Here is a 24,222-nt window from a genome sequence, read left to right as displayed (position 1 = left end):
TCATCCCTCGTGGTGAGTGTCGGGCCGGAGCGCCAATAGGACCTTGGCCGACGCGGAGGCGTCGCGTGCCAACGTGAAGGCATCCACGGCGCCGGCGGCCGGGATGACGTGCGAGATGACCGCGTCGAGGCGGTCGGAGTCGGCCAGCATGGCGATCGCGTCGTCGATCTCGCCGGCGAAGCGGAACGCGCCCAGCAGCCTCAGTTCCTTGCTCAGCATCGGTGCCAGGTTGACCGAGATCTCGGTGTTGGCAAGCGTTCCGACCTGAACAACCGTCCCGGCCCGGCGCGCCGCACGCACCGCCTGGGTCAGTGAGACGCCGACGCCGGAGCATTCGAAGATGACGTCGTAGGACTCGTCGGCGATCGGGTCCCGCCCGACCAGAACGGGTTCGGTGGCGCCGAGGGCGACGGCTCTGGCCAATGGCTCCGGGCGCAGATCGCTCACCCCGATCTCGGTCGCGCCGCGGTGCCCGGCGGCGGCCACCACCAGCAGACCGATCGGACCGGCCCCGATCACCAGGACGCGCTTGCCGGTGAGGTCACCGGCCAGTCCGACCGCGTGCAATGCCACCGCGAGTGGCTCGGCCAGCACCGCGCGGCGCAGCGGCAGCCCGGCGGGCAGCGCACGGACCATCTGACTTTCCACGATCAGCAGTTCGGCCGCACCACCTTGGCGGTGCGGAAAGGTGGCCGCACTGCCGAGGTAATCGCCACCGGGGCGAAGATGGGGGCGGTCGGCCAGACCCGGTACCGGTTGCCCGTACCGGGCGGGGTGCACCGTCACCGCGGTGCCGGCCGGATAGCGTCCGGACGGGTCGAGGTCGACTACGCCGGACAGTTCGTGGCCAGGGGTGAAAGGTTCGCGCACCACGTTCTCACCGTTGGCGCCGTGGAAGTAGTAGTGCAGGTCCGAACCGCAGATGCCGACGTAGCTGACCCGCAACCGGATCTCGCCGTCGGCCGGGACGGGGACACCGCGCTCCTCCCAGCGAATGTCCTCTTTGCCGTGGATCGCAAGCGCTTTCATGGCACCTTCCTCTCATCGACGGCGGCTTCGGTGGCCTCGCGGGTGGCCGCGCGCACCCCGGACCGGGTGATCGCCAGCACGAGATCGGCAACCCGGTCGGTGAAAGCGGTGTGCGCGGTGAGGGCATCGGGAAGGAAACCGTTGTGCAACACCGACATTGCGTGCTCGCGTGGATCTTTCGCGGCTCGGGTCACGTCGGTGAGCCGCTGTCGCGCGGGCTCACGGACCTCGGCCGCGTACGGTCCGGGATCGAAACCCGCAGGCGGCGCGACCGTGCAGATCCATCCGGCGACCGTCAGCGCCAGCACGTGCGGTACCCGCCCGGCGTGCAGCGCGATCAGGGCGGGCTCGGGAATGCGCTGCAGGAGCTTCACCGAACCGTCGGTGCCGACCTGGGAGGTGCGGTGGCCGAGATCGGCATTGGCCCACCGGTGCGCCAGCGAGGAGAGGTAGGTGTCGGGGTCGAATCCCCGCGGCAGGGCGATGGTGGGCAGGTAGTCCGCGGCGATACCGGCCCGCACCGCGTCCTGGATGAAATCCTGCGCCCAGGCATCCGCGATGCCCGCGCGGCCGTCCAGGATGCCCAGATACGCGATCAGCGAATGTGACCCGTTGAGCAGCCGCAGCTTGACCAGCTCGTAGGCGTGCACCTCATCGCTCATGACCGCACCGGCCCGATCCCAGGCCGGCCGGCCGGCGGCGAAATTGTCCTCCAGTACCCACATGCTGAAGTCCTCGGCGGGCACCGGACACCGGTCGTCCAGACCGATCAGTTCGGCGACCTCGGCACTGGTCTTGCCGGTGGTCGCCGGCACGATGCGGTCCACCATCGAATTCGGGAAGCTGACCTGGTGGGCGACGAAGTCCAGGACGTCCTCGGATGCCCCGCTGGCGTGCAGGAACTCGGTGAGTACGGCCTGGGTGGCCTGCCCGTTGGACTGCAGGTTGTCGCAGGACAGCACCGTCATCGGAGCGCCACCGACGGCGCGGACGGCAAGGCCGCGAGCGATCAGCCCGATGGTGCTGCGGGGGTGAGCGGGGGCGGCGATGTCCGCACGGACGTCATCGAGGTCCAGATCGAGGTTTCCGGTACGCGGCGAGCGGCAGTAGCCGACCTCGCTGATGGTCATCGTGAGGATGCGGTGGGCGGGATCGGCCAGTGCCGCCACGAAGGCCTCGCGTTGATCGGCGACCACGCCCAGGCCGCGGTGGACATCGACGATGCCGACGCGGCGCCCGCGGTCGGAGTATTCCAGGATGGCGTACCGCCCGTCCTGGGCGCGCATTGCCGAGACGACGTCGGCCGAACGGTTGGCGAATCCGTGGATTCCCCAGTCGCCGGGCTGCTCGGCGAGTGCGTTCGCGGTGTAGACCGCGGCGTGGGCACGGTGAAAGTTGCCCAGCCCCAGATGCACGATGCCCGACGAATCGCCCGCCGCGGCACCGATCAGGGTGCCGGCCGGAGTGGTGTCGCGAGACAGCCGTCGCATCGTTGCGCTCCCAAGTGGGTCGTATTCCGTATACGTTCCGTATTATGAACCGTACGTATCGTAATGTGAACTACCTTGGCAGCCGGGTGGTGTTGTGTCAAGGCTCACCACGGTAGGTATGCCAAGCTCTCGGATAACGCGGCGGCGAGGGAGGCGGTGATCATGGACGACAGGGCTGCATCCCCGGTGGGCAGCGTCGACAAGGCCCTCGCGCTCATCGAATTACTTGCCGAGGCCGGTCCGGACGGCATGGCGCTGCGCGACGTGGTGGAGGCGAGCGGACTCAACAAGGCGTCCGCGCATCGCACCCTGCAGGCGCTGCAGCACAGGGGATTCGCCGAGCAGGACGCCAATCAGCGGTACCGGCTGGGATCCCGCCCCGCCCTGTTGGTCGAACAGTTCCTGCGCGAGGAGAACCTGCCGACGCTGTTCCGCCCCGCGCTGCTCGCCATCTGCCGAGAGGCCCAGGAACTGGTGCACCTGGGCATCCTGGATGGCCACAACGTGCTCTATCTGGACAAGGTCGAACCCGACCGCACCATCCGGGTGTGGTCGCGGGTGGGGCGCCAGGTCAGTGTCCTCACCACAGCGCTCGGGCGGGCGATGATCGCCGCCGAAGGCGCGGGCGACACCCTGTTGTCGGCGTACACCGCCAACGCCGACCCCGTGGTGGCCGACCGGTTCACCCAAGCCGTCACGCAGGCCCGGGCGCACGGCTTCGCCACCGAGCGCGAAGAGAACGAAGCGGGAATCTGCTGTGTGGGTGTGGCATTGAGACGACCCACCGGCCTGCCTGTCGCCGTCAGTCTCACCGGCCCCAGCAGCCGGATGGGTGCGGACCGGCTCGACAAACTCGGTAACCGGTTACGCGAGATGTTGAGTGTCTCGGCGCCACCGGGATTCACGCTGGCCACCACCGGCCCGGCCGAGCCGTGACCGCCGCGGCTCCACCCTCAAGGATGTAGATTCCACTGGCCGCAATCCTGGGCCAGCACATCGCTGACGTCGACCTCCAGGCCGCCGACCACCGGGCCGGGATTCGACGCCGTGCTCACCACGCGCTGATAGAGAACCGCGGCGGGATAGATCTGGCCGCGCGACCAGGACCGGGTCTGCCACGCCCAGACGTGGCCGGGGGAGCCCGACCTCCCGATCACACCGTCGGCGGCGGCCCACTGGCAAGGATTGATACCCGCGTAGATTCCGGTGCGCTGCACGCCGATCACCGAGTTGATGCCACGGAACCACTGCAGCGCGACGGAGTTCCAGGCGTTGCGGTCGATATCGTCGTCGACGCTGAAGAAGATCGGTGCGCTGCGGCCGCCGCCCGCGGCGGTGTGCAATTGCCAGGCGGTGCGCGCGTCGGCGACCCCGCCGGCGAATCCGCGGGTGAAGTCCGACGGTGCGGTCCCGCCCGGTTTGCCGTATTGGTAGTTGCTGACGATCACCAGTCCGGCGGACGTCAGCGACTGCGCGTAGGGCAGGGTGATCGGCTTGGCGCCGAAGGATGAGCCGGGCCGTGATGTCGAGACGTAGTTGATCACCCCGGAGTGGCCCGCGGCCCGGATGTCCCGGGCCGGGATCTGACGCATGGCGAAATCGATCAACGTGGGGGCGGCGGCCGACGCCGCCGGCGCGCCGGCCACACCCAGGCCGGCCAATGCCGACACCGCGGCACCGTAGCGGAGTGCGTCACGCCGGGAAACCTGCACCGCGCGACGTTAACGGTCCGGCGGTGGTCGACGGTGTAGCCGCGGGGTCGTGTCTCGTTCAGATGCCGAATCGTTATCCCGCGGGCGTCACTTCGGCACCGGAACCCTTGACCGAAGCCTTCGCCCGCTTCTCGGCACGCACCGACCGCTTACCGCGCACGAAGCCCGTCGCCGAGATCGTCGCCGATACCAGGGCGGCCTCGCCGCCCACGAACGGGTGGAAACCGACGCCTGCGCCGCCGCGGCCCTTCACCGGGATATCGGCGACTTCGGTCACCTTCCAGCCCTTTTCGGATACCGACAGGATGGCTTCGCCGTTCGCGCAGGACACCGGCAGCGCGGCGACGACGGCATCGTCTTCGGCGGCCAGCTTCACCCCCGCCACACCGTTACCCGCGGCGCCCTGCGGATTCACCGCTGCCGGGTCGATCCGCAAGACCTTCCCGCGTCGGGTCACCAGCGCCAGGTGGTAGCCGTCGGCCAGCACACCGGATGCCAGCAGCCCGGTGATATCCGGCGCCACCGGGATGTCGCGGATCTTATAGGGCAGACCGTTGCCGTTGGTGAACTTGATCCGGCCGTCGGTCCACACCGCCCAGCCCAACCCCGAGGTGAGCAGCTCGCCGTGGCTGTCGGAGAAGACACCGCGGTCATCGAGACGCCAGGCCGCGTTGACCTTCCGTTCGCGTGGCCCGTCGTCGTCGGTGCCGGCGGTGACGGGTGCGGCCTCGAAGTCCAGGGCGGTGCGCCGGTCGAACTCGGGGCCTTTGAACAGCTTTGCGGTCTCCACCAGCTCTTTGTCGATCACCTTCCGGCGCGCATCGGGATTGGTCACCAGCTCGGTGAGCTCGAGGAACTCGGCGTCCAGTTTGTCGGCCTCGGCCTGCAGCTCGATGACATCGAGCTTTGTCAGCCGCCGAAGTTGCAGTGCCAGAACATAATTGGCCTGCTCTTCGTCGATCTGGAAGCGTTCCTGCAGACCCTGGCGGGCATCGTCGACGGTGTCGGAGTTGCGGATCACCGCGACGGCGGCATCGATGTCCAGATGGATCTGCATCAGGCCCGACACCAGGTGACGCCGGGCGGTGACCTTCTCCAGCCGGTACTCGCTGCGCCGCAACACCACCGAGTCACGAAGGTGCAGGAAAGCGCCGATCAGTTCCCGCACCGTCCACCAGCGCGGCACCCGGTCCTCATCGAGGGCCACCAGGCTGGCGGCGAATGTCGACTCCAGCGGGGTCAAGGCGAGCAGCTGGTCGCGGATGGTCTCCGCGCTGTGTCCGCGTTTGGCGGTGACCACGATGCGCAGCCCGTTGCGGCGGTCGGTCAGATCGGACATGTCGGCGACACCGGACATCTCGCCGGATTCGACCAGGGCCCGGATCCTGTCCTGCACGGTATTGCTCGCGACGCCCGGCGGCAGTTCGGTGACGATGACGTTCTTGCCGTCCACGGACACCGTGCCGCGCACCGTGAGCTGGCCGCGCCCGGTGGTGATGTATTCCCGCAGCCCGGCCGTGCCGACCACGGTGGCCCCGCATCCCCAGTCCGGACCTGGGATGAGCTTCATCAACGTGTCGTCGGTGGTGTTCGGCCTGGCCAGCAACGCCCGGCAGGCGGCCATGATCTCGCGCGGGTTGTGCGCGGGCACCTTGGTGGCCCACCCTTCGGCGATGCCGACGGCGCCGTTGCACAGCAGTACCGGCCACTGGGCCGGCAACATGGTCGGTTCGGTCCATTCACCGTCGAAGGTCGAGACCATCGGCACGGCGTGATCGTCGAGTTCTGCCGTCAGGGCGGCGCCGGGCGCCGACAACCGCATCTCGGTGTAGCGGTCGGCAGCCGGAATGTCACCCTGGATGCGCGGGAAGGCGCCTTGCCCGTCAATGACTTTCACGCGCTGGAACTCGGCGGCCATCAGCGCCGCGGCCCCGTACATGGACGCCCCGCCGTGCGGGTGCAGGTTGCCGGTGACGGCCGAACACACCTTCGAGGATTTCTGCGGCTTGTTGCCGGGCAGCAGCTTCGAATCGTGCATCTGGTACAGCAGGCGTCGCTGGCCGGGTTTGAGCCCGTCGAACGCCGAAGGGATGGCCCGATCGCTGACGCTGTAGAGCGCGAACGTCAGTTGGTAGCGGTTCCAGTAGTCATCTGCGCTCTGGTCGAGGACCAGGTCGGGGTTCTGCTCGGGGACATCCAGGGTGGCGGTCACGGTGTTTACCTATGTTCCTAATCGAGATCGAGCGAAGCGGTGTCGACACGGGCGGCGATGTCGGCCATCCACGTGCGCCGGCCCTCCGGTGGCCCACCGAACAAGGTGTGGTGCAGTTTGGCTTCGCTGTCATCGGGGTGTACCCGAATCACGGTGCGCCGCTGGGGATCCAGCACCGTGTTCCAGAAGTCGTCGGCGTCCATCTCGCCGAGGCCCTTGTTCCGTTGCACCTCGACCCTACGTTTGGAGGTGGCTTTCATCTGGGCCACCGCGGCATCACGCTCGGACTCGTCCTGGCAGTAGATGCGCTGCGTGCCGTCCTTGACCACGAACAGCGGTGGCAGCGTCACGTACACCATCCCGGCGTCCACCAGCGGCCGGTAGAAGTCCAGGAACATCGAGATGAGGCTGGAGTTGATGTTGCCGCCGTCGGGGTCGGCGTCGGAGGCGAACAGGATGCGGTCATAGCGGCACTGTTCGGGGTCACAGTGCTCACGCACGCCGCAGCCGAGGATGCGTTCGATCGAGTCGAACTCGTCCTTGACCCTGGCCTTGCTGAGCGTGAACCCATAGACGTTGGGCGGCTTGCCTTTCAGGGGAAAGGCGGCCTGGAACGTGGCATCGCGGGCGGCCTTGATGGTGCCCAGCGCCGAGTCGCCCTCACACAGGAACAGTTCGGCTCCGGACCCGCGGCCGGTCTCCCGGCTGGGCAGCAGTTTCGGTGGCAGCGACAGGTTCGTGCCCAGCCCCTTGGCCTTCGACGCCGCCCGGGACCGGGCCTTGGCGCCCTCGGCGCTGCGCCGCGCCCGGGCCGATTCCAGGGCCAGCTTCGTCCACAGCGACACGGCGTCGCTGTTGGCCGGATTGGCCGCCCAGATGGTCACGCTGCGCGCCACGTCGGGGGCCATCGCCACGTTCAGCGAGCGCGACGACACCGCGGTCTTGGCCTGGGAGTCCCATGCCACATCGGGGGCGCGGGTGTCGACGGCCAGTGCGGTCACCGCGACGAAATCCTGCGGCTCCGGGCCGTCCTCGCCCTTGGCCAGGCCCAGGTCGCGGATCCGGGACGCGCGGTCGGCCAGCGCTTCGGACAGACCCTTCATCGCGGCGGTCAGATGGGACCCGCCGCCCGGGGTGCGCACGGTGTTGCAGAACGCCGCGATGGTGGCCGGCTCGGCCGGCCCGGCCGTCAACGACCAGCGGAACGGGGTGGGGCCGCGGCCGGTGGTGTACTCGCCGCGGCCTTCCACGACGGCGCGGACACCGGGCAGGGGTGTACCCGCGGCGTGGCACATCAGGTCCAACAGGGTGTCGCTGCCCCATGGGCCGCTGAACGGTTCGAGCAACGCCGGCGGCACCTCCTCGCCGGGCCAGCCTTCGTCGACCACCGACAGGTGCACCCCGGGAGACATCCGCGCCGCGGCATGCGCGCGCAGCAGCACCTCGCCGATGTCCACGGTGGAATCCGGCACCACGACCGGATCGAAAAGGATGCGCACCGTGGTGCCGTGCATGTCGGGCTTGCGGTTGCCGGTGCCGCGCAGTTTCTGGGTGTCCGCGCGGGTGAACGGCGCGTGCGGGTCGAAATCCTTGCCTTCGAACGATCCGGGGTAGCCGGCGCCGAAGCTCTGCAGATAGGTCTTGCCGGCCCGGTGCACGGTCACATCGGTGCGTGCCGAGATGAACACCGCCGCCGCGGCGCCGATTCCGTTCAGGCCGGCGCCGGTGCTGGTGGCATCGGAGTGCGCGGAGAACTTTCCGCCGGCCCGGGCGGTGCCGAGGGTCTTGACGATTCCGTTCTTGCCGGTGGTGGGGTCGGAATCGACGGGCAGGCCGCGCCCGTCGTCGGCGACACTGACCGATCCGTCGGCGTGCAGCGTGATGGTGACGCTCGAACCGCCGTGGCTGGGATCGGCGACCTCTTCGATCGCATTGTCGACCAACTCGCGCAGGGCGGTGTTGAGCACGTCCAGGCCCAGGTTCACCGCCGGCCGCAGGCGCGTGTGCTGGACATCGTCGAGCTCGGTGATGTCTGCGGCGTTGTAACTCACTGCTGGTCCTTTCCACCACGGCCGATGCGGCGCACACACACCGTGCCAGCCACCTCTGACATGCGGGTGGCGTACGCATTCTGCCTCGCAGGAGGGGTCGCGTTCCAACCGCCGCGGCCGAAACGGCGCATGAATTGCGCCACCCCACGGTGGAGGTGGGCCTGGTACGACACGGAGAAAACCGTTGCCGTCCGCGGCGGCGGGTACTCGTGGAGGAAAAAGTTTGCGCTATACCTGCTTCAGCAAACTGGACGGGGACGGCTGCGGGTGTGCGTGTATCTAGGCCGGCGAGGTCGGCTCGCGTCGACAGCTAATGAATTCATGACGGCGCGCCCGGGTGGGTGAGCCACGCAATCGGGTCGAAGACGTGATGATGGATCGGCTTCGTTGGAAGAGCGGATCGCAAAAATGCGTCTTTAACTGGTGATATTGCCGATGAGGCGATGTCGACGGTCGGCGCCGGACACCCGTCGGCGTCCGCCGACGCAGACTCCCGGGCAAATTTATCTCTGTCAACAGGTTTTGGCGTTCCGAGGGCTGGTTACTCCAGTTGTGGCTCGAACCACAGTCTGGAGCGAGCGTAGATCGTGAAACTGACATTTGCTGGAGGGAGTTCGAAATGAAGCGCATGGTGCGGACGATCGCGGTGACGGGCACGGCTGCGGCTCTTGCGATCGGCGGCGGGGTGGCCGGCGCGGGCACCGCCCTGGCCGATTCACAGCAGAACGTCGTCACGAGCACGGGAAACTCCGCCACACCGGATCAGACGATCGGCCAGTTCGGCACCAACTTGTCGCAGAATCTGGGAAAGGTCGGCACCAACCTGCTGGTGAACGCGGGAACCGCCGGTTCGAACGCGCAGCAGAACCTCGGGCAGACCGGCACCGATCTGATGCAGAACGGCGGCGAGTTCACCGGCAACCTGACCAGTAACGCCGGCAAGACCGGCGGCAACTTGACCAAGAACGTCGGCAAATTTGGCGGCAACCTGGTGAAGAACATCGGCCGTGCACTCAGCGGTAACGGCTGATCATCGGTGGTCGACGGTGGGCGGTGCCGGGTGGCTGGGGCGGTGTCAACCGCCGTGGTGCCCGGCCTTCCAGCTGCGGTAGGCCTGCGGCAGGCAGACCGCGCAGGGCCGGTACCCGGCCGCGACGGCGGTCCGCTCATCGGCGAAGAAGGCCCGGTGCGCGCGGTAACCGCCCGCGGCCAGGGCCCGCAGTGCCGACGGACAATCGAGGCGTCCGTACAACTTTGCGCGCCGGTGCCCACCGAAGACGCCCGCGACGGGTCCGGTATAGGGCCGCCCGTCGGCGCCGATGAGGGTGTAGCCGGTCATGCCGCATCGTGGAAGACCAGGCCGAGGCTGATCCGGGTCCCGGTCCGAATGGTCGACACACCATGACGAATCGGCGCCGCCGACCACCCACGCTGTGACGGCACCGGACGCTCACGGGTGGTGAACACCAGTCCATGCCCATGTGGGATGAGGATCGCGGTACCCCGCGATTGTGCGCGGGCCCGCTGCTCGTAGAGCAGGAACTCGCCACCGGTGTGATCGATACCGGGTTCGCTCAGGTTGATCACGACCTGCAGCGGAAAGATCAGCTCCCCGTAAAGATCTCGGTGCAGCGCATTCCAGTCGCCGGGCCCGTATTTGAGCAGGATCGCCGTCGACTTCTGTTGTCCCGCAGCGTGACACATGTCCAACCACTCGTCCAGCGTGTCCGGCCAGGGCGCGTCACGGCCGAGTTTGGCCCACCAGTCCCGGGCCAGCGGCAACAACTCGGGGTACAACGCCTGCTTCAGTCCGGCGATGATCGCCGGGTACGGCGCGGAGAAATACCGGTACTGGCCCTGGCCGAACCGATAGCGTCCCATGTCGATGGTGGCGCGGAACCGCTCGGCGTCGTCGAAGAGTGCGGCGACGCCGGCGGCTTCGCCGGCCGACAGTAGCGGGCCCGTCAGAGCGGCACCGACGGTGTTCAGATCGTCGGCGACACCGTCCCAATCGGTGGCGGCCACCCGATCGGCTGCGGTGATCATGCGGCTTCGAGATCGAGCAGAAGCCGTTTGGCGTCGACACCGCCGAGGTATCCGCCCATGGCGCCGTCGCTGCGGACCACGCGATGGCACGGCACGACGACCGGTAGCGGATTGGTCGCGCACGCGGTGCCGACGGCACGAACGGCTTTGGGGTTCCCCGCGAGTACCGCCACGGCGGCGTAACTGGCGGTGTGCCCGTACCCGATCTCGGGCAGGTGCCGCAACACGGTGTTGCGGAATCCGGCGGACAGTCGCCAGTCCAGCGGCAGGTCGAATGCGCGCCGGGTACCGGCGAAGTACTCGTCGAGTTCGCGGGCGGTGCGGTCGAGGCGGCCGCCGGCCTGCAGGATCCGCGGGCTGACCTTGTCGGCCAGGGCCTGCAGCACGCTGTCGTGGCCTTCGCTGGCGTACGCGACCCGGATCAGTCCCAGATCGGTGGCCGCGATCAACAGCGGCCCGACGGGGCTGTCGATGACGCGGTAGGCGATGTCGAGGACGCCGTCGCGGTCGGCATCGGCGGCCAGGCGCGCCTGCAGCGCCGTCAGCCGGTCGGTGGTGGGTCCGGTCAGATCCTGGACGAAAGCGTGGTCGGTGATCACCAGTGGTGTCCTTTCGGGGCGGCGGGCGTGCTGGTCAAGACGCGGCGCAGCACGGCGATACCGTCTGCGGCCGCGCGGCGGGCCGCGTCGGTGCTGCTGCCGATGATGTCGGCCACTTCGGCATAGGGCAGACCGGCCAGGTAGTGGTACGCGATGGCCTGCTTCTGCTTGGGCGACAGGCGGTTCACTGCATCGACCAGGTCGTCGTGACCGCCGTCCGGCGACGGGCTGGACCGCTCCGGTAGGTCGTCGGTGGGCACGGCCCGGCGCGTTCGGCCGCGAACGATGTCGATCGCCTTGCGGTGTGCAATAGTCACCAGCCACGCCTCGACGTTGGCGTCGGCCGGCAGTCCGGGGTAAGCCTTCAGCGCCGACAGGAACGTTTCTGACCAGGCGTCGTCGGCATCGACGGGCCCGACGACCACCCGGCAGACCCGCAACACCGTGGCGCCGTGGTCGGCGACCACTGCCTGGAAGGGCTGTTTGACTTTCACATTGAGTAGACGCTCCGGCCACACAGTTTGTGAGGAGCGATCTTAAGTCACCGGCCAGGCCGCCCCGGGTTACAGCCGGCTCGCCGCATATGCGGCCGCCTGGTCGACCATCCCGTCGGCGATGTAGGTGTTGTGCGCTCCGGTCGGGGGCCCCGGCGGTGCGCCGTTGCAGATCGTGTCACCGGGTGCACACAGATCAAGCGTCTTCGGCACATACAGCGGACCGATGGTGATCGTCGGAGCGCCGGCGTCGCTGAGAAATTGGTTGGACGGTCTGCCGAACAGGATGACGGCGGCGACGTGGTTCGCGATCTCCGGTGGCATCGGAGGCGGTACGAAAGCCGCGGGGACACCGTCGGGAATGTCGGCCGCGGTGCTGAATGCGGCCACCGCCGCACCCTGGGAGAACCCACCGAGCACGATCTTGGTGGCCGGACAACTTCCTGCCACCGCCTGAATGTGGTTGGTGGCGTCCCGGATCCCGTCGATCACCGTCAGCGCGAACTGGAAGCCGTCATTGAAGTCGGCGCTGGCCTGGTAGTTCACCGGGTAGGCGGCCACCGATTTGGTACCGGCCTTGGCCCGCAGCGTGTCGACGAACGCCTGGCCGATACCGCCCGCGCCGGGCGGTTCGCCGGTGCCGCGGGCGAACACCACCTCGGCGTCGGGGCACGGGTCGGCCGATGCCGGTGGCGGCGGGGACGCCACCGCCAGCACACCGAGGAACGCGGCGAGGACTCCGGCGAGCCGGAGTCGCGGTGTCACGGCGGCCACGCGCTAGCCGCCGGTGCCCACGCAGACCGGTCCGGCGCATGCACCCGCGCCACCGGGACCTGCGCTGGCACCTGCGCCGGGCACTCCCGCGGTGGCACCGCCGGGGCCTGCGCCCGCGCCGGCGCCGGGCGCGCCCGCCGACGCACCGCCGGGACCCGCGCCCGCGCCTGCGCCGGGAACACCGGCCGTCGCTCCACCCGGGCCTGCCCCGGCGCCGGGAGCACCGGTGTCGGTCGCCGGCGGTGCGGTCTCCATGGTCGTGGTGACGGTGGTGGTGGGCGCCGTGGTCGACTCCGTGGTCGTCGTCGACGTGGTGGAGGAATCGCCGCTACCGCTGTCCGAGCCGCACGCAGCGGTCAGCCCGCCGACCAGTACGGCACCTGCGACTGCTGCGGCAATGGGAAATCCACGAACGATCCGAACGACGGGCATGTGAGGCTCGATTCTCTCAAGGACGGCTGTGCACAGCGAAAACGCTGTACCCGCTGAAACGACGAGAACCTATTACCCCGTTTTGAAGCGCCTTAAGCACAAATGTCGTCGACATCCCGGGTGTCGGCACCACGATATCCACCACGAACGCGACATCCGCCGTCAGGAACGGCATACCCTGGCCCGGAAGATCGATGGCACCGACTTCCGGCAGCGCGAAAACCGCCATGGCGCAGAGTGTTCCGGCCACCGACCCCAGCCGGCCTGCCGTCGAGGTCATCCGCCACGTTCGAGTAACGGGCGCGAGGTGTGGCTGGAGCAAGCAAAAACTAACAGAAAACACCGGCACATTGCGATAGTTTCCGTGAGAATATGTTCGATATTGTTTGATCGCCCGACCCGAACCAGTGAGGAGACCCGGTCGCATGCTTGCCGCCGAACGTCACCGCGCGATCCTGGCCAGCCTGGAATCCGGCGGCGCCGTGCGCGTCTGCGACCTGGCTGCCGAACTGTCGGTCTCGGAGATGACGGTGCGTCGTGACCTCGACGTGCTGCACGCGCAGGACCTGCTGCGCAAGGTGCACGGCGGCGCGGTGACCCGTCGTCACCGCGGTGAGGAACCCAGATCGTCGGAGAAGGCACGGCATCGCCGGGTGGAGAAGATGTCGATCGGGGCGGCGGCCGCGGCCCTGGTCTCCGATGGCATGACGATCGCCATCGGCGCCGGGACCACCACCACCGAACTGGCCCGGGCGTTGCGGGGCCGGCGCTCGATCACCGTGATCACGAACTCGATGGCGGTCTTCGACGTGCTGACCGACGACGACTCCGACGGAGCACCGACCACCTACCTGTCCGGGGGCGTGCGGACGCCGTCGGACGCACTGGTCGGACCCATCGCCGACACCGCGCTGGCGGCATTCCGTGTCGACGCCACCTTCCTCGGCGTGCACGGATTCGACATCCACGGCGGCCTGACATCGCCCAATGTTGCTGAGGCACAGACGAACCGCACCCTCATCCAGATCGCGGCCCGGCTGGTGGTGCTGGCCGATCACACCAAGTACAGCGAGGTCGGCACGAACGTCTTCGCGCAGCTGGACCAGGTGCACACCCTGGTGGTCGACGACGGACTGGACGCCGAGGCGCGGCGCACCCTCGAGGGGCGGGTCGGTGAGCTGATGGTGGCCGGGGGCCTCACGTGACCGAACCGACCAGCTGGGTGCTGGCCGACGGGCGCGACGAACTGTTCTTCGCGTTGCCGGGTCACCATCCCGCACCGGTGCCCGACCGGCGTCCGCTGCCGGCCCGCCCGGACCAGCAGTCCCAGTTGAGATTCGACGCCCAGACGGGCCAATGGGTGGTCATCGCCGCCCTGCGGCAGGACCGCACCTACAAGCCGCCTGCCGACCAGTGTCCGCTGTGTCCGGACCCGACGGGTGAACGCAGCGAGATACCCGCAGCCGATTACGACGTGGTGGTCTTCGAGAACCGATTCCCCAGCCTGTCGGGTGCCACGCCGGGCTCCGGATACACCCTGCCCGACACCGGTGCCGACGCGTTCATCGACGCTCCCGGCCATGGTCGGTGCGAGGTGATCTGCTTCTCCAGTGACCACGCGGCCTCTTTCCGTCAGCTGTCGGCCGCGCAGGCACGGTTGGTGGTGCAGGCGTGGCGTCACCGCACCGCTGATCTGATGAACCGGCCCGGGATCGAGCAGGTCTTCTGCTTCGAGAACCGCGGAGAGGAGATCGGCGTCACGCTCACCCACCCACACGGCCAGATCTACGGGTATCCCTACCTGACACCGCGCACGGCGAACATGCTGCGTGAAGCCCGCGCCCATCGAGAGCGGCACGGCAGCAACCTGTTCGGATCCATCCTGGCCCGGGAGATCGCCGACGGCGCCCGCGTCATCGCGCACACCGACATGTTCACCGCATTCGTGCCGTTCGCCGCGCGGTGGCCGGTGGAGGTGCACATCTACCCGAATCGCTTCGTGCGCAATCTGCTCGACCTGCAGCCGGCCGAGATCGATGCGTTCGCCGAGCTCTATCTCGACGTGCTCGGCCGTTTCGATCGGCTGTATTCCACTGAGTTGCCCTATATTTCGGCGCTGCACCAGTATCGCGACGACGACCGCCAACGCGAGGGATACTTCCACGTCGAGTTGATGTCGATCCGGCGCGCCGCAACCAAGCTGAAATTCCTGGCCGGATCCGAGTCGGCGATGGACGCCTACATCGGAGATGTCGCGCCCGAAAGTGTCGCCGCGCGGCTGCGCGAGGTGGCGATATGACCCGCCGGCCCATCCGCTACAGCGCACCGGGGCGGATCAACCTGATCGGCGAGCACACCGACTACAACCTCGGTTTCGCGCTGCCCATCGCGCTGCCGGAACGGACGGTGGTGACATTTCACCCCGACGACTCAGATGTGTTGCGGGTCAGCAGCACCGAGGAACCGGGTGAACTGGTCATCCCGCTGGACACCGCGCCGGGCGGCGTGACCGACTGGGGCGGTTACGTCGCCGGGGTGATCTGGGCGTTGCGACGGGCGGGACATCCCGTCGTCGGCGGTCGTATGCGCATCGCCAGCGACGTGCCGATGGGTTCGGGCCTGTCTTCGTCGGCGGCGCTGGAGTGTGCGGTGCTCGGCGCGCTGACCTCGGCTACCGGCACGGAGCTGGACCGCGTCACCGGGGCCCGGATCGCGCAGCAGGCCGAGAACGAATATGCCGGAGCCCCCACAGGATTGATGGACCAACTTGCCTCATTGTGCGGTGCGCGGCGGCGCGCCCTATTGATCGATTTCCAGAGTATGGAGGTGACGGAGGTGCCGTTCGATCCCGACGGGGCGGGGGTTGCACTGCTGGTCATCGACTCGCGCGCCCGGCACCGCCACGCCGGCGGCGAATATGCGGCCCGCCGGAAGTCATGTGAACGTGCCGCAGCCGCACTCGGTGCCCCGACGCTGCGCGATGCACAGGTTTGGGGTCTGGACGCGCTGGATCGCGTCACCGATGCGGTCGACGCGCGGCGGGCGCGCCATGTGCTCACCGAGAACGCGCGGGTGCTCCAGGTGGTGGCCGCGCTCGAGGCGGGCGACCTGGTCCGGATGGGCGAGATCCTGACCGCCTCGCACGCTTCGATGCGCGTCGACTTCGAGATCACCACGCCGCAACTGGATCTGATCGCCGACACCGCCGTCGCCGCAGGGGCGTTGGGGGCACGGATGACCGGCGGTGGATTCGGCGGCAGCGTCATCGCGCTGGTACCGGATTCCGCGGTGGAACGCGTGCGCGCCCGCCTGCCCGCGGCCGTGCGGCAGGCCGGTTTCGTCGAGCCGACCATCGTGCGCGCGACGGCCGCCGGCGGGGCGGCCATCGATCGCGGAACCGGAGCGGGCTGAGCGCAGCGCCGGCGGCGGTGATCCGTCGGTGCCGCGATATACGGTGGTGGCTGTGTTGACCACGGTGGCGATTCGAGGCTATCGCTCGCTGCGTGACGTGGTGCTTCCGCTGTCCGGTCTGACGGTCGTCACCGGCGCCAACGGAAGCGGCAAATCTTCGCTGTACCGGGCCCTGCGGCTGCTGGCCGACTGTGGCCGTGGCGAGGTCGTCGGCGCACTGGCGCGGCAAGGTGGATTGCAGTCGGCGATGTGGGCGGGTCCTGAGCAGCTGACCGGTTCCCGCCGCACCGGGACCGTGCAGGGCACCGTGCGCACCAAACCGGTGTCCATCGGACTCGGCTACGCCTCAGACGATTTCGGATACCTGGTCGATCTGGGCCTACCTGTGCGCTCCAGTTCTGCCTTCGCCGGTGACCCGGAGATCAAGGGCGAATGGATTTTCGCCGGACCGGTGTTGCGTCCCGGTTCGACGCTGGTGCAGCGCATCCGGCCGGTGGTGGAGATCCGTGCGGAGTCCGGGCGCGGCTTCGAGGGCATCAGCCGGTCGCTACCGGCATATCGCAGTGTGCTCGCCGAGTTCGCCGGGCGGGTACCCGAATTGAGCGCGGTGCGCGACACCCTTCGGGGCTGGCGCTTCTACGACGGCTTCCGGGTGGATGCCGGGGCGCCCGCACGCCGGCCGCAGATCGGCACCCGCACACCGGTACTCGCCGACGATGGCAGCGACCTGGCGGCCGCGGTGCAGACCATCATCGAGATCGGTGACGAGACGTTCCACCGCATCGTCGCCGACGCCTTCGACGGGGCCGGCGTCAGCGTCGCCGTACAGGACGGCCAGTTCGACGTCCAGGTGCGTCAGCCGGGGATGCTGCGACCATTGCGGACCGCCGAATTGTCAGACGGCACATTGCGATTCATCCTGTGGGCGACGGCGTTGCTCAGCCCGCAACCACCGGGCCTGATGGTGCTCAACGAGCCCGAGACATCGCTGCACCCCGACCTGCTCGCGCCGATGGCCGCGTTGATCCACGAGGCGGCCGCTCACGCCCAGGTGGTGGTGATCACGCATTCCGACGCGCTGCTCCGTCACCTCGCACCCGTTCCGTTCCACCAGATCGCACCGGCATCGCCGGAGGACGGCGCACCATCGCATATCGAGCTGGTCAAAGACCTGGGCGAGACACAGATAGTCGGCATGGGAATGCTCACCACACCGGCGTGGCACTGGGGTTCCCGATAGGAAGCCGGGTTTACGGAGCGACCATCCGGCTGGCCGACCAGGTGATCATCGCGAAACTCGCCGAACTCGCCATCCGCTGCGCGTCCAGATCGGTGCCGCCGAGCTCGTGGACGCGATCGGCGATGGCTGACCGGATGACCTCGGTGTAGTCGTGCACCAGATTGTCCTCGGACTCGTGCCGCGCCTCCGCTCGGGCGTAGTCCAGGGTGTCCGCGCGCCGCAGCGACATGGTTCCGAACGTTCCCATCATTGCCCCCATCCGGTTCATCGACGTGCGCTCTATATAGCCAGGCTCAGCAATCGCCAAACCTCACCCGACTTTCTCCTCGGTGTCCTTTTTGGGCACCGGAAGCATGTTGGGATGGAAGAACTTCAGCCAGGTGTAGGGATGCTCGGGTGAGGTGGTGCCGCCCAGGATGAATGTCCGGTCGGTGCGGCGGGCCCGGGCGATGGTGGCCAGCCAGGTGGCCACGGTGCTGATCCGGTTCTCGACGCCGGTGAGGAACGCGATGTGGATGAAGCCCCACCCGAGCCAGCCGAGGCGGCCGGCCAGCCGCACCGGACCCGCCTGTAACAAGGCGTGGCCGCGGCTGATGTAGGCGGCCGAGCCGAGGTCGCGGTAGCGGTACGCGCGGCGCGGTTTGCCCGCGAGTTCGCGGCGGATCGAGGCCGCCGCGTGCAGGCCGCCCTGCATGGCGTTCTCGGCGACGCCGGGCAGCTGATCGCGTCCGACCAGATCACCGATGACGAAGATCTCGGGATGGCCCGGCACCGACAGATCGGGGTCCACCGCGATGCGGCCTGCTCGGTCCGCCTTGGCGCCGGTGACCTCGGCGACCCGGCGGGCGAACGGCACCGCCTCCACACCCGCGGTCCACAGCACGGTGCGCGCGGCATAGTCCTGCGCCGGGCCGCCGTCTTTGGGCGTCACCGTCACGCCATCCGGTCGCACGTCGGTGACGTGCACACCCATGTGCAGTTCGACGCCCAGCTGCTGTAACGCCTGGGTCGCCTTGCTGGTGAGCTCCGGGGCGAAACTGCTCAGCACGCAGGTCCCGCCGTCGAACAGCAGCACGCGGGCGTCTTCGGGATTGATGCTGTGGAATTCGTGCGCCAGCGCGCGGGTGGCCATCTCCCGGATCTGGCCGGCCAGTTCGACCCCGGTCGGTCCGCCGCCGGCGACGGCGAAGGTCAGCCAACTTTCCCGTTCGGGGCCCGGTGGCAGCGTCTCGGCGATCTCGAAGGCGCCGAACAGCCGCCGCCGGATGCCCAGGGCGTCGTCGAGCGTTTTCATGCCGGGCGCCCACTGCGCGAATTCGTTGTTGCCGAAATAGGCCTGACGCATTCCCACCGCCACCACCAGCACGTCGTAATCGAGGGTGAAGGTGGACTCGTCGGGCCTGCGCGCGGTGACCCGGCGGGCATCGGCGTCCAGGCCGACCGCTTCGCCGAGCAGCGTCGTGACGTTGTGGTGGCGGGCCAGTTCCTCGCGCAGCGACCGGCTGATCTGTCCGATGCTCAGCGTCCCGGTGGCGCACTGGTACAGCAGCGGCTGGAAGACGTGGCAGGCCGCGCGGTCCAGGAGGGTGACGTCGACGTCGACCTTCCCCAGCCGGCGCGCACAGAACAGTCCGCCGAAGCCGCCGCCGATGATCAGGACCTTGGTTCGGGAAGACGTCATGTATCCCGGTGTACCCGCTTCGGCGCCCGTGGGGTACTCGAACCGGTATCGAGTCAGCCGCTGTCCAGCCTGGGATAGAGCATTTCCTGGACCAGAAGCTGGATCGCCGCCGCAACGGGAATGGCCACCAGCGCCCCGACGATGCCCAGTACCGCGCCCCCGATGAGTACCGCGACCACGGTCACCAATGCAGGCACGTTGACCGCCCGCCCGATGATCCGCGGTATCAGCAGGTAGTCCTCGGCGAGCCGGAACACCACGAAGAACACCACGGTGGCCAGTCCGATGGGCAGCGACACGGTGCTGGCCACCGCGGCGACGACGATGCCGGCGATCGTCGAGCCGACCACCGGCACGAGGTCCAGCAGCGCGACCATGATGCCGAGCAGCAGTGAGTAGGGAACGTTGAAGGCCGACAGCCAGATCAGGGTGGCCGCACCGGCGATGAGCGAGATGACCAGATTCCCCAGCAGATAGGCGCCGACTTTGGCGAACACTTCGTCGCCGATGAGGATGGCCCGCGGGCGACGTGAATGGGGAACCAAGCGGTACAGGAACGTCCGGATCCGCGGCAGATCGATCAGGAAGTACACGGTCAGCACCACCACGATGACGGTGTCGATGACGGCTTCGAAAACCGCCGACCCGGCGCTGATGACCTGGTTCAGCGCGGAGCCGCCGGAGTTGTCGAGAATATCGGTGAGCCGCTGCTGCAGGTGGAAGCGTTCATTGAGCCGCCCGATGGTCGACGAATGATCCTGGGCCTGCTGCAGGTAGTGCGGCGCCTGGGCGATGAGCTGGCTGGCCTGCTGGGACAGCGGCGGAATGGCCGCGGCGACGAACCCCCCGACCAACGCCAGCACCGCGACGAACACGATGGTCGTCGCCGCCCAACGCGGAAGCCGGTGTGCGACCAGCCACGACACGGCGGGCTCCAGTCCGAGCGCGAGGAAGAACGCCACACCGATCAACAGCAGCATCGAGGACGTCACCGACAGCAGTTGCACCGCCGCGTAGGTCACCGCCACCCCGGCGGCGGCCGCCATCCCGATGAAGAACGGGGATCGGCGGTCGAAACGGCGGCCGGGCTCGCCGAGCGGGCGCTCGCCGGAGCTCAGATCGGCGGCGATCTGCTCGGCCTCGGCGACCGGGCCTTCGTCGTCGGCGGTGTGCGGTTGCGCGACGCGGTCGTGGTGACCCTCGTCGGCCGGCCGGTCGGCCGGGTCATCCGGTGGCATGGCCGTAACGGATCGGTGACGAGGTTCGGCGAAGGTACGGACGCATCGGTCGACCTCCTTCACGGTGTCCGCGGAGTACCCGCGCCGGCGGATGACCAATCCGATCGCGGTGGTACGGAAATCGCTGCGGGAAAGGCTTTTCGGCGATTCGCTGGGCTCAGACGCCGGCGGTCGGGGTCCGGGTGACCAGGTCGGCGATCGGGCTCTCGTCGAGGTGCTCGAGAAGGTCCCTGGGGTCGTCGTAGATCACTGAAGCGCCGGCGCAGTCCAGTTCGCAGGTGCCCACACCGCCGCTGCGCAGTCCGATGGTGACCACACCGGCCCGCCGGGCGGCCAGGGCATCCCAGGTGGCATCGCCGACGAACACCGCGCACGAGGCGTCGACGCCGGCCCGTTCCAGCGCCACATGCACGATTCCCGGATCGGGTTTGGCCATCTCGACATCACGGGACGAGGTCACCATGGAGATCACGTCATCGCAGTCGAGCACCCGCCGCAGCACCATCAGTTCGTCCTCCGGTGCCGAGGTCGCCAGCACGACCTGCATGCCCAGATCCGACACCCGGTGCAGGAGATCGCGTGCCCCCGGCAGCACTGTCAGCAGCGAGGCCATTTCACGGTAGAACTGGCTGTGATGGTCTTTGAGGCGTTCCTGCATGGCCTCGTCCGCACCGCGCGCGAGGGTGCGGATCAATGTGTCGCCGTCCATTCCGATGCTGCGGTGCACTCGCCACGCCGAGACCGGCTGGTCCTCGACCTCGAAGGCGCGTACCCAGGCATGCACGTGAACGTAATTCGAATCCACCAGGGTTCCGTCCACGTCGAAGAGGACCGCGGGTACATCCGAGGAAGCCGGCCGCATCTGTAACTCCTCATCTGACGTTGAGTCTGGGAAATACCCGGTGCCCGCGGAGAACAAACCGGGTTCGGTCAGTGCGCGGCCGGCCGCAAGGGAGCGAAGGCGAACGCGGCGAGTCCGTCGGACGGCGCCACCGCGGCCCGGAAACCCAATCCGGTTGCGGCCCGCCCGGGATCGGCCACGATGTGACGGACATCGCCACTGCGGTAGCGGCCGGTGATCTGCGGGGCGCCGCCGCCGCGTGCGGTGCACAACCACGTCGCGACATCCAGAATGGACACCGGCCTGCCCGAGCACACGTTGAACGCGTGGAAACCGCCGAGATCCGACGTCACCGCCGCAACGTTCGAGGCGGCGACGTCGTCCACATGGACGAAATCGCGCATCTGGTGGCCGTCTTCGTAGACCGCCGGGACCCCGCCGGACTCAAGGGCCGACCGGAAGATGGCCGCGACACCCGAGTACGGCGTGTCCCGTGGCATACCCGGGCCATAGACATTGTGATACCGCAGGGCCACCACCGCCGACCCGGTCGCCTCGGCCCATGCGAGCGCGTAATGCTCCTGAGCGGCTTTGCTTGCGGCGTAAAGACTTCGCGGCCGCAACGGCTGATCCTCGTCCACCGTTCGCCACTGCAGCGGCTCGCCGCCCAGCGGGCAGCGATGGTCGAACACGCCGCTGTCGAGATCGGCCACCGACCGTGGCATCGGTTGGATCGGGCCGTGCACCGGACAGTCGTACCGGCCCTGTCCGTACACCACCATCGACGACGCGAGTACCAGTTTGGTGCACCCGGCGGCGAACATCTCGGCCAGCAAAACGGTGGTGGCGTAGTCGTTGTGCGTGCCGTACGCAGGAGCATCGGCGGCGTCCACACCGGCGCCGACGACCGCCGCCTGATGGCACACCACATCGACACCGCGCAGCAGGCGGGCCAGGGCGTCACGGTCGCGCACATCCACCGGCTCGCAGTTCGGTGGCGGGATGGCAGCCGGCCCGTGCGCGGCGGACAGCATCGCGTCCACGCCGACCACCTCATGGCCCGCAGCGGTGAGGGCGGCGGCCACCCGGCTGCCGATGAAGCCCGCGGCGCCGGTCAACAGCACTCTCACCGATTCACCGCTCCTCGGCGAGCGGCAGGCGCACCTCGAACCGTGCACCGGTGCCCAAGTTGTGTGCCGACAGGGTTCCCCGGTGCGCCTGGACCAGGCCCGCGGCGATCGCAAGGCCGAGACCGGACCCGCTCGGAAGCGACGAATCCGCGCGTGGCACACGATCGTTGGATCCCCGGTAGGCGACATCGAACACCCGGGGCAGGTCGTTCTCGTCGATGCCGACGCCGGTGTCATCCACCCGTGCCCATGCGCCGTGATCGTCGCGACCCAGCGTCAGGTCCACCCGGCCACCTTCGGGGGTGTGCGCAATCGCGTTGGCCACCAGGTTCGACAACACCCGCACCAGCGCGCGGTCACTACCCACGACGCGCACCGGTTCTGCCGGCAGTGTGGCGCGCAGCAGCACCCCGGCGCGTTCGGCGGCTATCCGGTGGGAGGCCACGACGTCGTCCACCACCTCGTCCAGGGCGACGGTGTCCCGGGCCGGTTGGACGGCACCGGCGTTGATCTTGGACATCTCGAAGAGGTCGTCGACCATCTCAGAGAGCCGGATTGTTTCCTGCTCAATGTGTTTCGCGTGCTGCCTGGTCTCATCTCCGCTGACCACGCCGTCGGACAGGGCTTCGGCCACCGCCCGGATGCCCGCCAGCGGTGTGCGCAGATCATGACTGACGAAGGCCACCAGCCGCCGTCTCGACTGCTCTGCCGCCCGCTCGGAATCACGAATCTCCTGCTCCCACACCGTGCGCCGGGCTTGGTAGCGAGCCAGCATGACCGCTGCCGGGATGGTCACCACCGAGACGATCACCAACACCACGGCCGTGCGTTCGAAGGTCTCGGTGATCATGAACCCGCTGGCTCCCAGCACGCCGGTGAAGGTGGCCAGGGTGGGTATCAGCACCAGGGCGACCATATTGACCGCCAGCGACCAGGACCGGGCGAGCCGGATCACCAGGGCGCCGGCCATCACGACCGGCACCGAGCAGGCCAGCGCCCACCCGGCGATCTCCCACAGATCCTCGGCAGGCACCGGATCAACACTTTCGGTGGTGTCGGTGGGGCATCGGCACAGTCGTCACCCGACCGACCTTAGCCCGCGACGAGTGCCACCTGCACCGATGTCACAGTCTCGTCATCATTGACCACTTCCGCACGGTGCCCGCCCGGGATTACGTTCGCGTCATGCCGGATTCGACGGTCACCGTGGTGCTGCCGTGCCTCAACGAGGCAGACGCGCTGCCCGGTGTGCTGGCCGCCCTACCGGACGGTTACCGGGCGTTGGTCGTGGACAACAACAGCACCGATGGTTCCGCGGCGGTAGCGCGGGCGCACGGCGCCGAGGTGGTGTATGAGGGCCGCCCGGGTTACGGCGCCGCTGTGCACGCCGGCGTGGCTGCGGCGCGCAGTGCCATCGTGGCGGTCCTGGATGCGGATGGGTCGCTGGATCCCGGTGCGCTACCCGCCCTGGTGGCCGACCTGGACCGCGGCGCCGACCTGGTCGTCGGCCGGCGACGTGGTGTGCCCGGGGTCCGTTGGCCGTGGCACGCCCGGCTGGGCACCGCGGCCGTCTGCTGGCGGCTGCGCACCCGGTACGGGCTGCCCGTGCACGACATCGCGCCGGTGCGGGTCGCGCGCCGGGACGCGCTGCTGGCGCTTGGTGTCGCCGACCGGCGCTCCGGGTACCCGCTGGAATTGTTGGTGCGGGCGGCCCGATCGGGCTGGCGGGTGGTGGAACGCGATGTCAGCTACCGGACCCGGACCGGTGGGGTGTCCAAGGTGAGTGGATCGTTGCGCGGCAGCATCATTGCCGCTGTCGACTTCTGGCGGGTGATGTCGTGA

25 protein-coding genes are annotated in these 24,222 nt (G+C 68.5%); 7 read left to right on the top strand and 18 right to left on the bottom strand.

What is annotated here, in order from left to right:
- On the bottom strand, nt 1–1,029 hold the full coding sequence (locus ACXPWS_RS28655; RefSeq protein WP_458709895.1) for an L-idonate 5-dehydrogenase: 1,029 nt from the start codon (nt 1,027–1,029) through the stop codon (nt 1–3).
- Complete coding sequence (locus ACXPWS_RS28650) at nt 1,026–2,519, bottom strand: mannitol dehydrogenase family protein (protein ID WP_458709894.1); 1,494 nt, start codon at nt 2,517–2,519, stop codon at nt 1,026–1,028. Before ACXPWS_RS28650 ends, ACXPWS_RS28655 begins: the two co-directional genes overlap by 4 nt.
- Before the next feature lie 162 nt (nt 2,520–2,681).
- On the opposite strand from ACXPWS_RS28650, the gene ACXPWS_RS28645 reads away from it, so the two are divergent.
- Nucleotides 2,682–3,455, top strand: a complete 774-nt coding sequence (locus ACXPWS_RS28645; RefSeq protein ID WP_458709893.1) for an IclR family transcriptional regulator — start codon at nt 2,682–2,684, stop codon at nt 3,453–3,455.
- A 17-nt stretch (nt 3,456–3,472) separates the two neighbouring features.
- On the opposite strand, the gene ACXPWS_RS28640 is transcribed toward ACXPWS_RS28645, so the two are convergent.
- The 3 genes from ACXPWS_RS28640 to ACXPWS_RS28630 form a co-directional block, all read right to left on the bottom strand.
- Nucleotides 3,473–4,231: a DUF1906 domain-containing protein gene (locus ACXPWS_RS28640; RefSeq protein WP_458709892.1), complete on the bottom strand. Its 759-nt coding sequence runs from the start codon at nt 4,229–4,231 to the stop codon at nt 3,473–3,475.
- A gap of 73 nt (nt 4,232–4,304) precedes the next feature.
- Entirely contained in the window at nt 4,305–6,443 is a 2,139-nt protein-coding gene (locus tag ACXPWS_RS28635; protein ID WP_458709891.1) for a DNA gyrase subunit A, read from the bottom strand.
- Nucleotides 6,444–6,460: 17 nt separating this feature from the next.
- On the bottom strand, nt 6,461–8,494 hold the full coding sequence (locus ACXPWS_RS28630; protein ID WP_458709890.1) for a toprim domain-containing protein: 2,034 nt from the start codon (nt 8,492–8,494) through the stop codon (nt 6,461–6,463).
- A gap of 550 nt (nt 8,495–9,044) precedes the next feature.
- On the opposite strand from ACXPWS_RS28630, the gene ACXPWS_RS28625 reads away from it, so the two are divergent.
- Nucleotides 9,045–9,524: a hypothetical protein gene (locus tag ACXPWS_RS28625; protein ID WP_458709889.1), complete on the top strand. Its 480-nt coding sequence runs from the start codon at nt 9,045–9,047 to the stop codon at nt 9,522–9,524.
- A gap of 45 nt (nt 9,525–9,569) precedes the next feature.
- Here the strand turns inward: ACXPWS_RS28625 and ACXPWS_RS28620 are convergent, their stop codons facing one another.
- The 7 genes from ACXPWS_RS28620 to ACXPWS_RS28590 form a co-directional block, all read right to left on the bottom strand.
- On the bottom strand, nt 9,570–9,833 hold the full coding sequence (locus tag ACXPWS_RS28620; RefSeq protein WP_458709888.1) for an Ada metal-binding domain-containing protein: 264 nt from the start codon (nt 9,831–9,833) through the stop codon (nt 9,570–9,572).
- Complete coding sequence (locus tag ACXPWS_RS28615; protein ID WP_458709887.1) at nt 9,830–10,540, bottom strand: 2OG-Fe(II) oxygenase; 711 nt, start codon at nt 10,538–10,540, stop codon at nt 9,830–9,832. The genes ACXPWS_RS28620 and ACXPWS_RS28615 overlap by 4 nt, the downstream gene beginning before the upstream one ends.
- A complete protein-coding gene (locus ACXPWS_RS28610; RefSeq protein WP_458713730.1) occupies nt 10,537–11,136 on the bottom strand; it encodes a methylated-DNA--[protein]-cysteine S-methyltransferase in 600 nt (199 codons plus the stop codon). Before ACXPWS_RS28610 ends, ACXPWS_RS28615 begins: the two co-directional genes overlap by 4 nt.
- Nucleotides 11,136–11,633: an RNA polymerase sigma factor gene (locus tag ACXPWS_RS28605; protein ID WP_458709886.1), complete on the bottom strand. Its 498-nt coding sequence runs from the start codon at nt 11,631–11,633 to the stop codon at nt 11,136–11,138. Before ACXPWS_RS28605 ends, ACXPWS_RS28610 begins: the two co-directional genes overlap by 1 nt.
- 69 nt (nt 11,634–11,702) lie before the next feature.
- Nucleotides 11,703–12,398 (bottom strand): cutinase family protein, encoded by a 696-nt coding sequence (locus ACXPWS_RS28600; RefSeq protein WP_458709885.1) that lies wholly within the window; start codon nt 12,396–12,398, stop codon nt 11,703–11,705.
- A 12-nt stretch (nt 12,399–12,410) separates the two neighbouring features.
- The gene (locus ACXPWS_RS28595; protein ID WP_458709884.1) at nt 12,411–12,839 is read right to left on the bottom strand and encodes a hypothetical protein; all 429 of its coding nucleotides are present in this window, start codon (nt 12,837–12,839) and stop codon (nt 12,411–12,413) included.
- Nucleotides 12,840–12,855: 16 nt separating this feature from the next.
- Nucleotides 12,856–13,068, bottom strand: a complete 213-nt coding sequence (locus ACXPWS_RS28590) for a hypothetical protein (protein ID WP_458709883.1) — start codon at nt 13,066–13,068, stop codon at nt 12,856–12,858.
- A gap of 196 nt (nt 13,069–13,264) precedes the next feature.
- On the opposite strand from ACXPWS_RS28590, the gene ACXPWS_RS28585 reads away from it, so the two are divergent.
- From ACXPWS_RS28585 to ACXPWS_RS28570, 4 genes are read left to right on the top strand one after another with little or no spacing between them, the layout of a single operon-like run.
- Nucleotides 13,265–14,044 carry a DeoR/GlpR family DNA-binding transcription regulator gene (locus tag ACXPWS_RS28585; RefSeq protein ID WP_458709882.1) on the top strand — a complete coding sequence of 260 codons (780 nt, stop codon included), beginning with the start codon at nt 13,265–13,267 and terminating at the stop codon, nt 14,042–14,044.
- Nucleotides 14,041–15,138: a galactose-1-phosphate uridylyltransferase gene (gene galT, locus ACXPWS_RS28580; protein ID WP_458709881.1), complete on the top strand. Its 1,098-nt coding sequence runs from the start codon at nt 14,041–14,043 to the stop codon at nt 15,136–15,138. The genes ACXPWS_RS28585 and galT overlap by 4 nt, the downstream gene beginning before the upstream one ends.
- Entirely contained in the window at nt 15,135–16,250 is a 1,116-nt protein-coding gene (locus tag ACXPWS_RS28575; RefSeq protein WP_458709880.1) for a galactokinase, read from the top strand. Before galT ends, ACXPWS_RS28575 begins: the two co-directional genes overlap by 4 nt.
- A gap of 52 nt (nt 16,251–16,302) precedes the next feature.
- Nucleotides 16,303–17,490 (top strand): AAA family ATPase, encoded by a 1,188-nt coding sequence (locus ACXPWS_RS28570; RefSeq protein WP_458709879.1) that lies wholly within the window; start codon nt 16,303–16,305, stop codon nt 17,488–17,490.
- A gap of 10 nt (nt 17,491–17,500) precedes the next feature.
- Here ACXPWS_RS28570 and ACXPWS_RS28565 read toward each other — a convergent pair whose 3' ends face one another.
- The 6 genes from ACXPWS_RS28565 to ACXPWS_RS28540 form a co-directional block, all read right to left on the bottom strand.
- Nucleotides 17,501–17,737, bottom strand: a complete 237-nt coding sequence (locus tag ACXPWS_RS28565; RefSeq protein WP_458709878.1) for a hypothetical protein — start codon at nt 17,735–17,737, stop codon at nt 17,501–17,503.
- A gap of 63 nt (nt 17,738–17,800) precedes the next feature.
- On the bottom strand, nt 17,801–19,171 hold the full coding sequence (locus ACXPWS_RS28560; RefSeq protein WP_458709877.1) for an NAD(P)/FAD-dependent oxidoreductase: 1,371 nt from the start codon (nt 19,169–19,171) through the stop codon (nt 17,801–17,803).
- Between the two features lie 53 nt (nt 19,172–19,224).
- Entirely contained in the window at nt 19,225–20,409 is a 1,185-nt protein-coding gene (locus ACXPWS_RS28555; protein ID WP_458709876.1) for an AI-2E family transporter, read from the bottom strand.
- A gap of 157 nt (nt 20,410–20,566) precedes the next feature.
- Nucleotides 20,567–21,271 (bottom strand): HAD family hydrolase, encoded by a 705-nt coding sequence (locus ACXPWS_RS28550; RefSeq protein WP_458709875.1) that lies wholly within the window; start codon nt 21,269–21,271, stop codon nt 20,567–20,569.
- Between the two features lie 68 nt (nt 21,272–21,339).
- Entirely contained in the window at nt 21,340–22,380 is a 1,041-nt protein-coding gene (locus ACXPWS_RS28545) for an NAD-dependent epimerase/dehydratase family protein (RefSeq protein ID WP_458709874.1), read from the bottom strand.
- Nucleotides 22,381–22,384: 4 nt separating this feature from the next.
- Nucleotides 22,385–23,413, bottom strand: a complete 1,029-nt coding sequence (locus tag ACXPWS_RS28540) for a sensor histidine kinase (protein ID WP_458709873.1) — start codon at nt 23,411–23,413, stop codon at nt 22,385–22,387.
- A gap of 152 nt (nt 23,414–23,565) precedes the next feature.
- Here ACXPWS_RS28540 and ACXPWS_RS28535 point away from each other — a divergent pair, with 152 nt between their 5' ends.
- Complete coding sequence (locus ACXPWS_RS28535; RefSeq protein ID WP_458709872.1) at nt 23,566–24,222, top strand: glycosyltransferase; 657 nt, start codon at nt 23,566–23,568, stop codon at nt 24,220–24,222.

The organism is Mycobacterium sp. BMJ-28 (assembly GCF_054404835.1).
The sequence above is the reverse complement of the archived record's forward strand: the minus strand, read 5'-3'. Positions and strand labels throughout refer to the sequence as shown.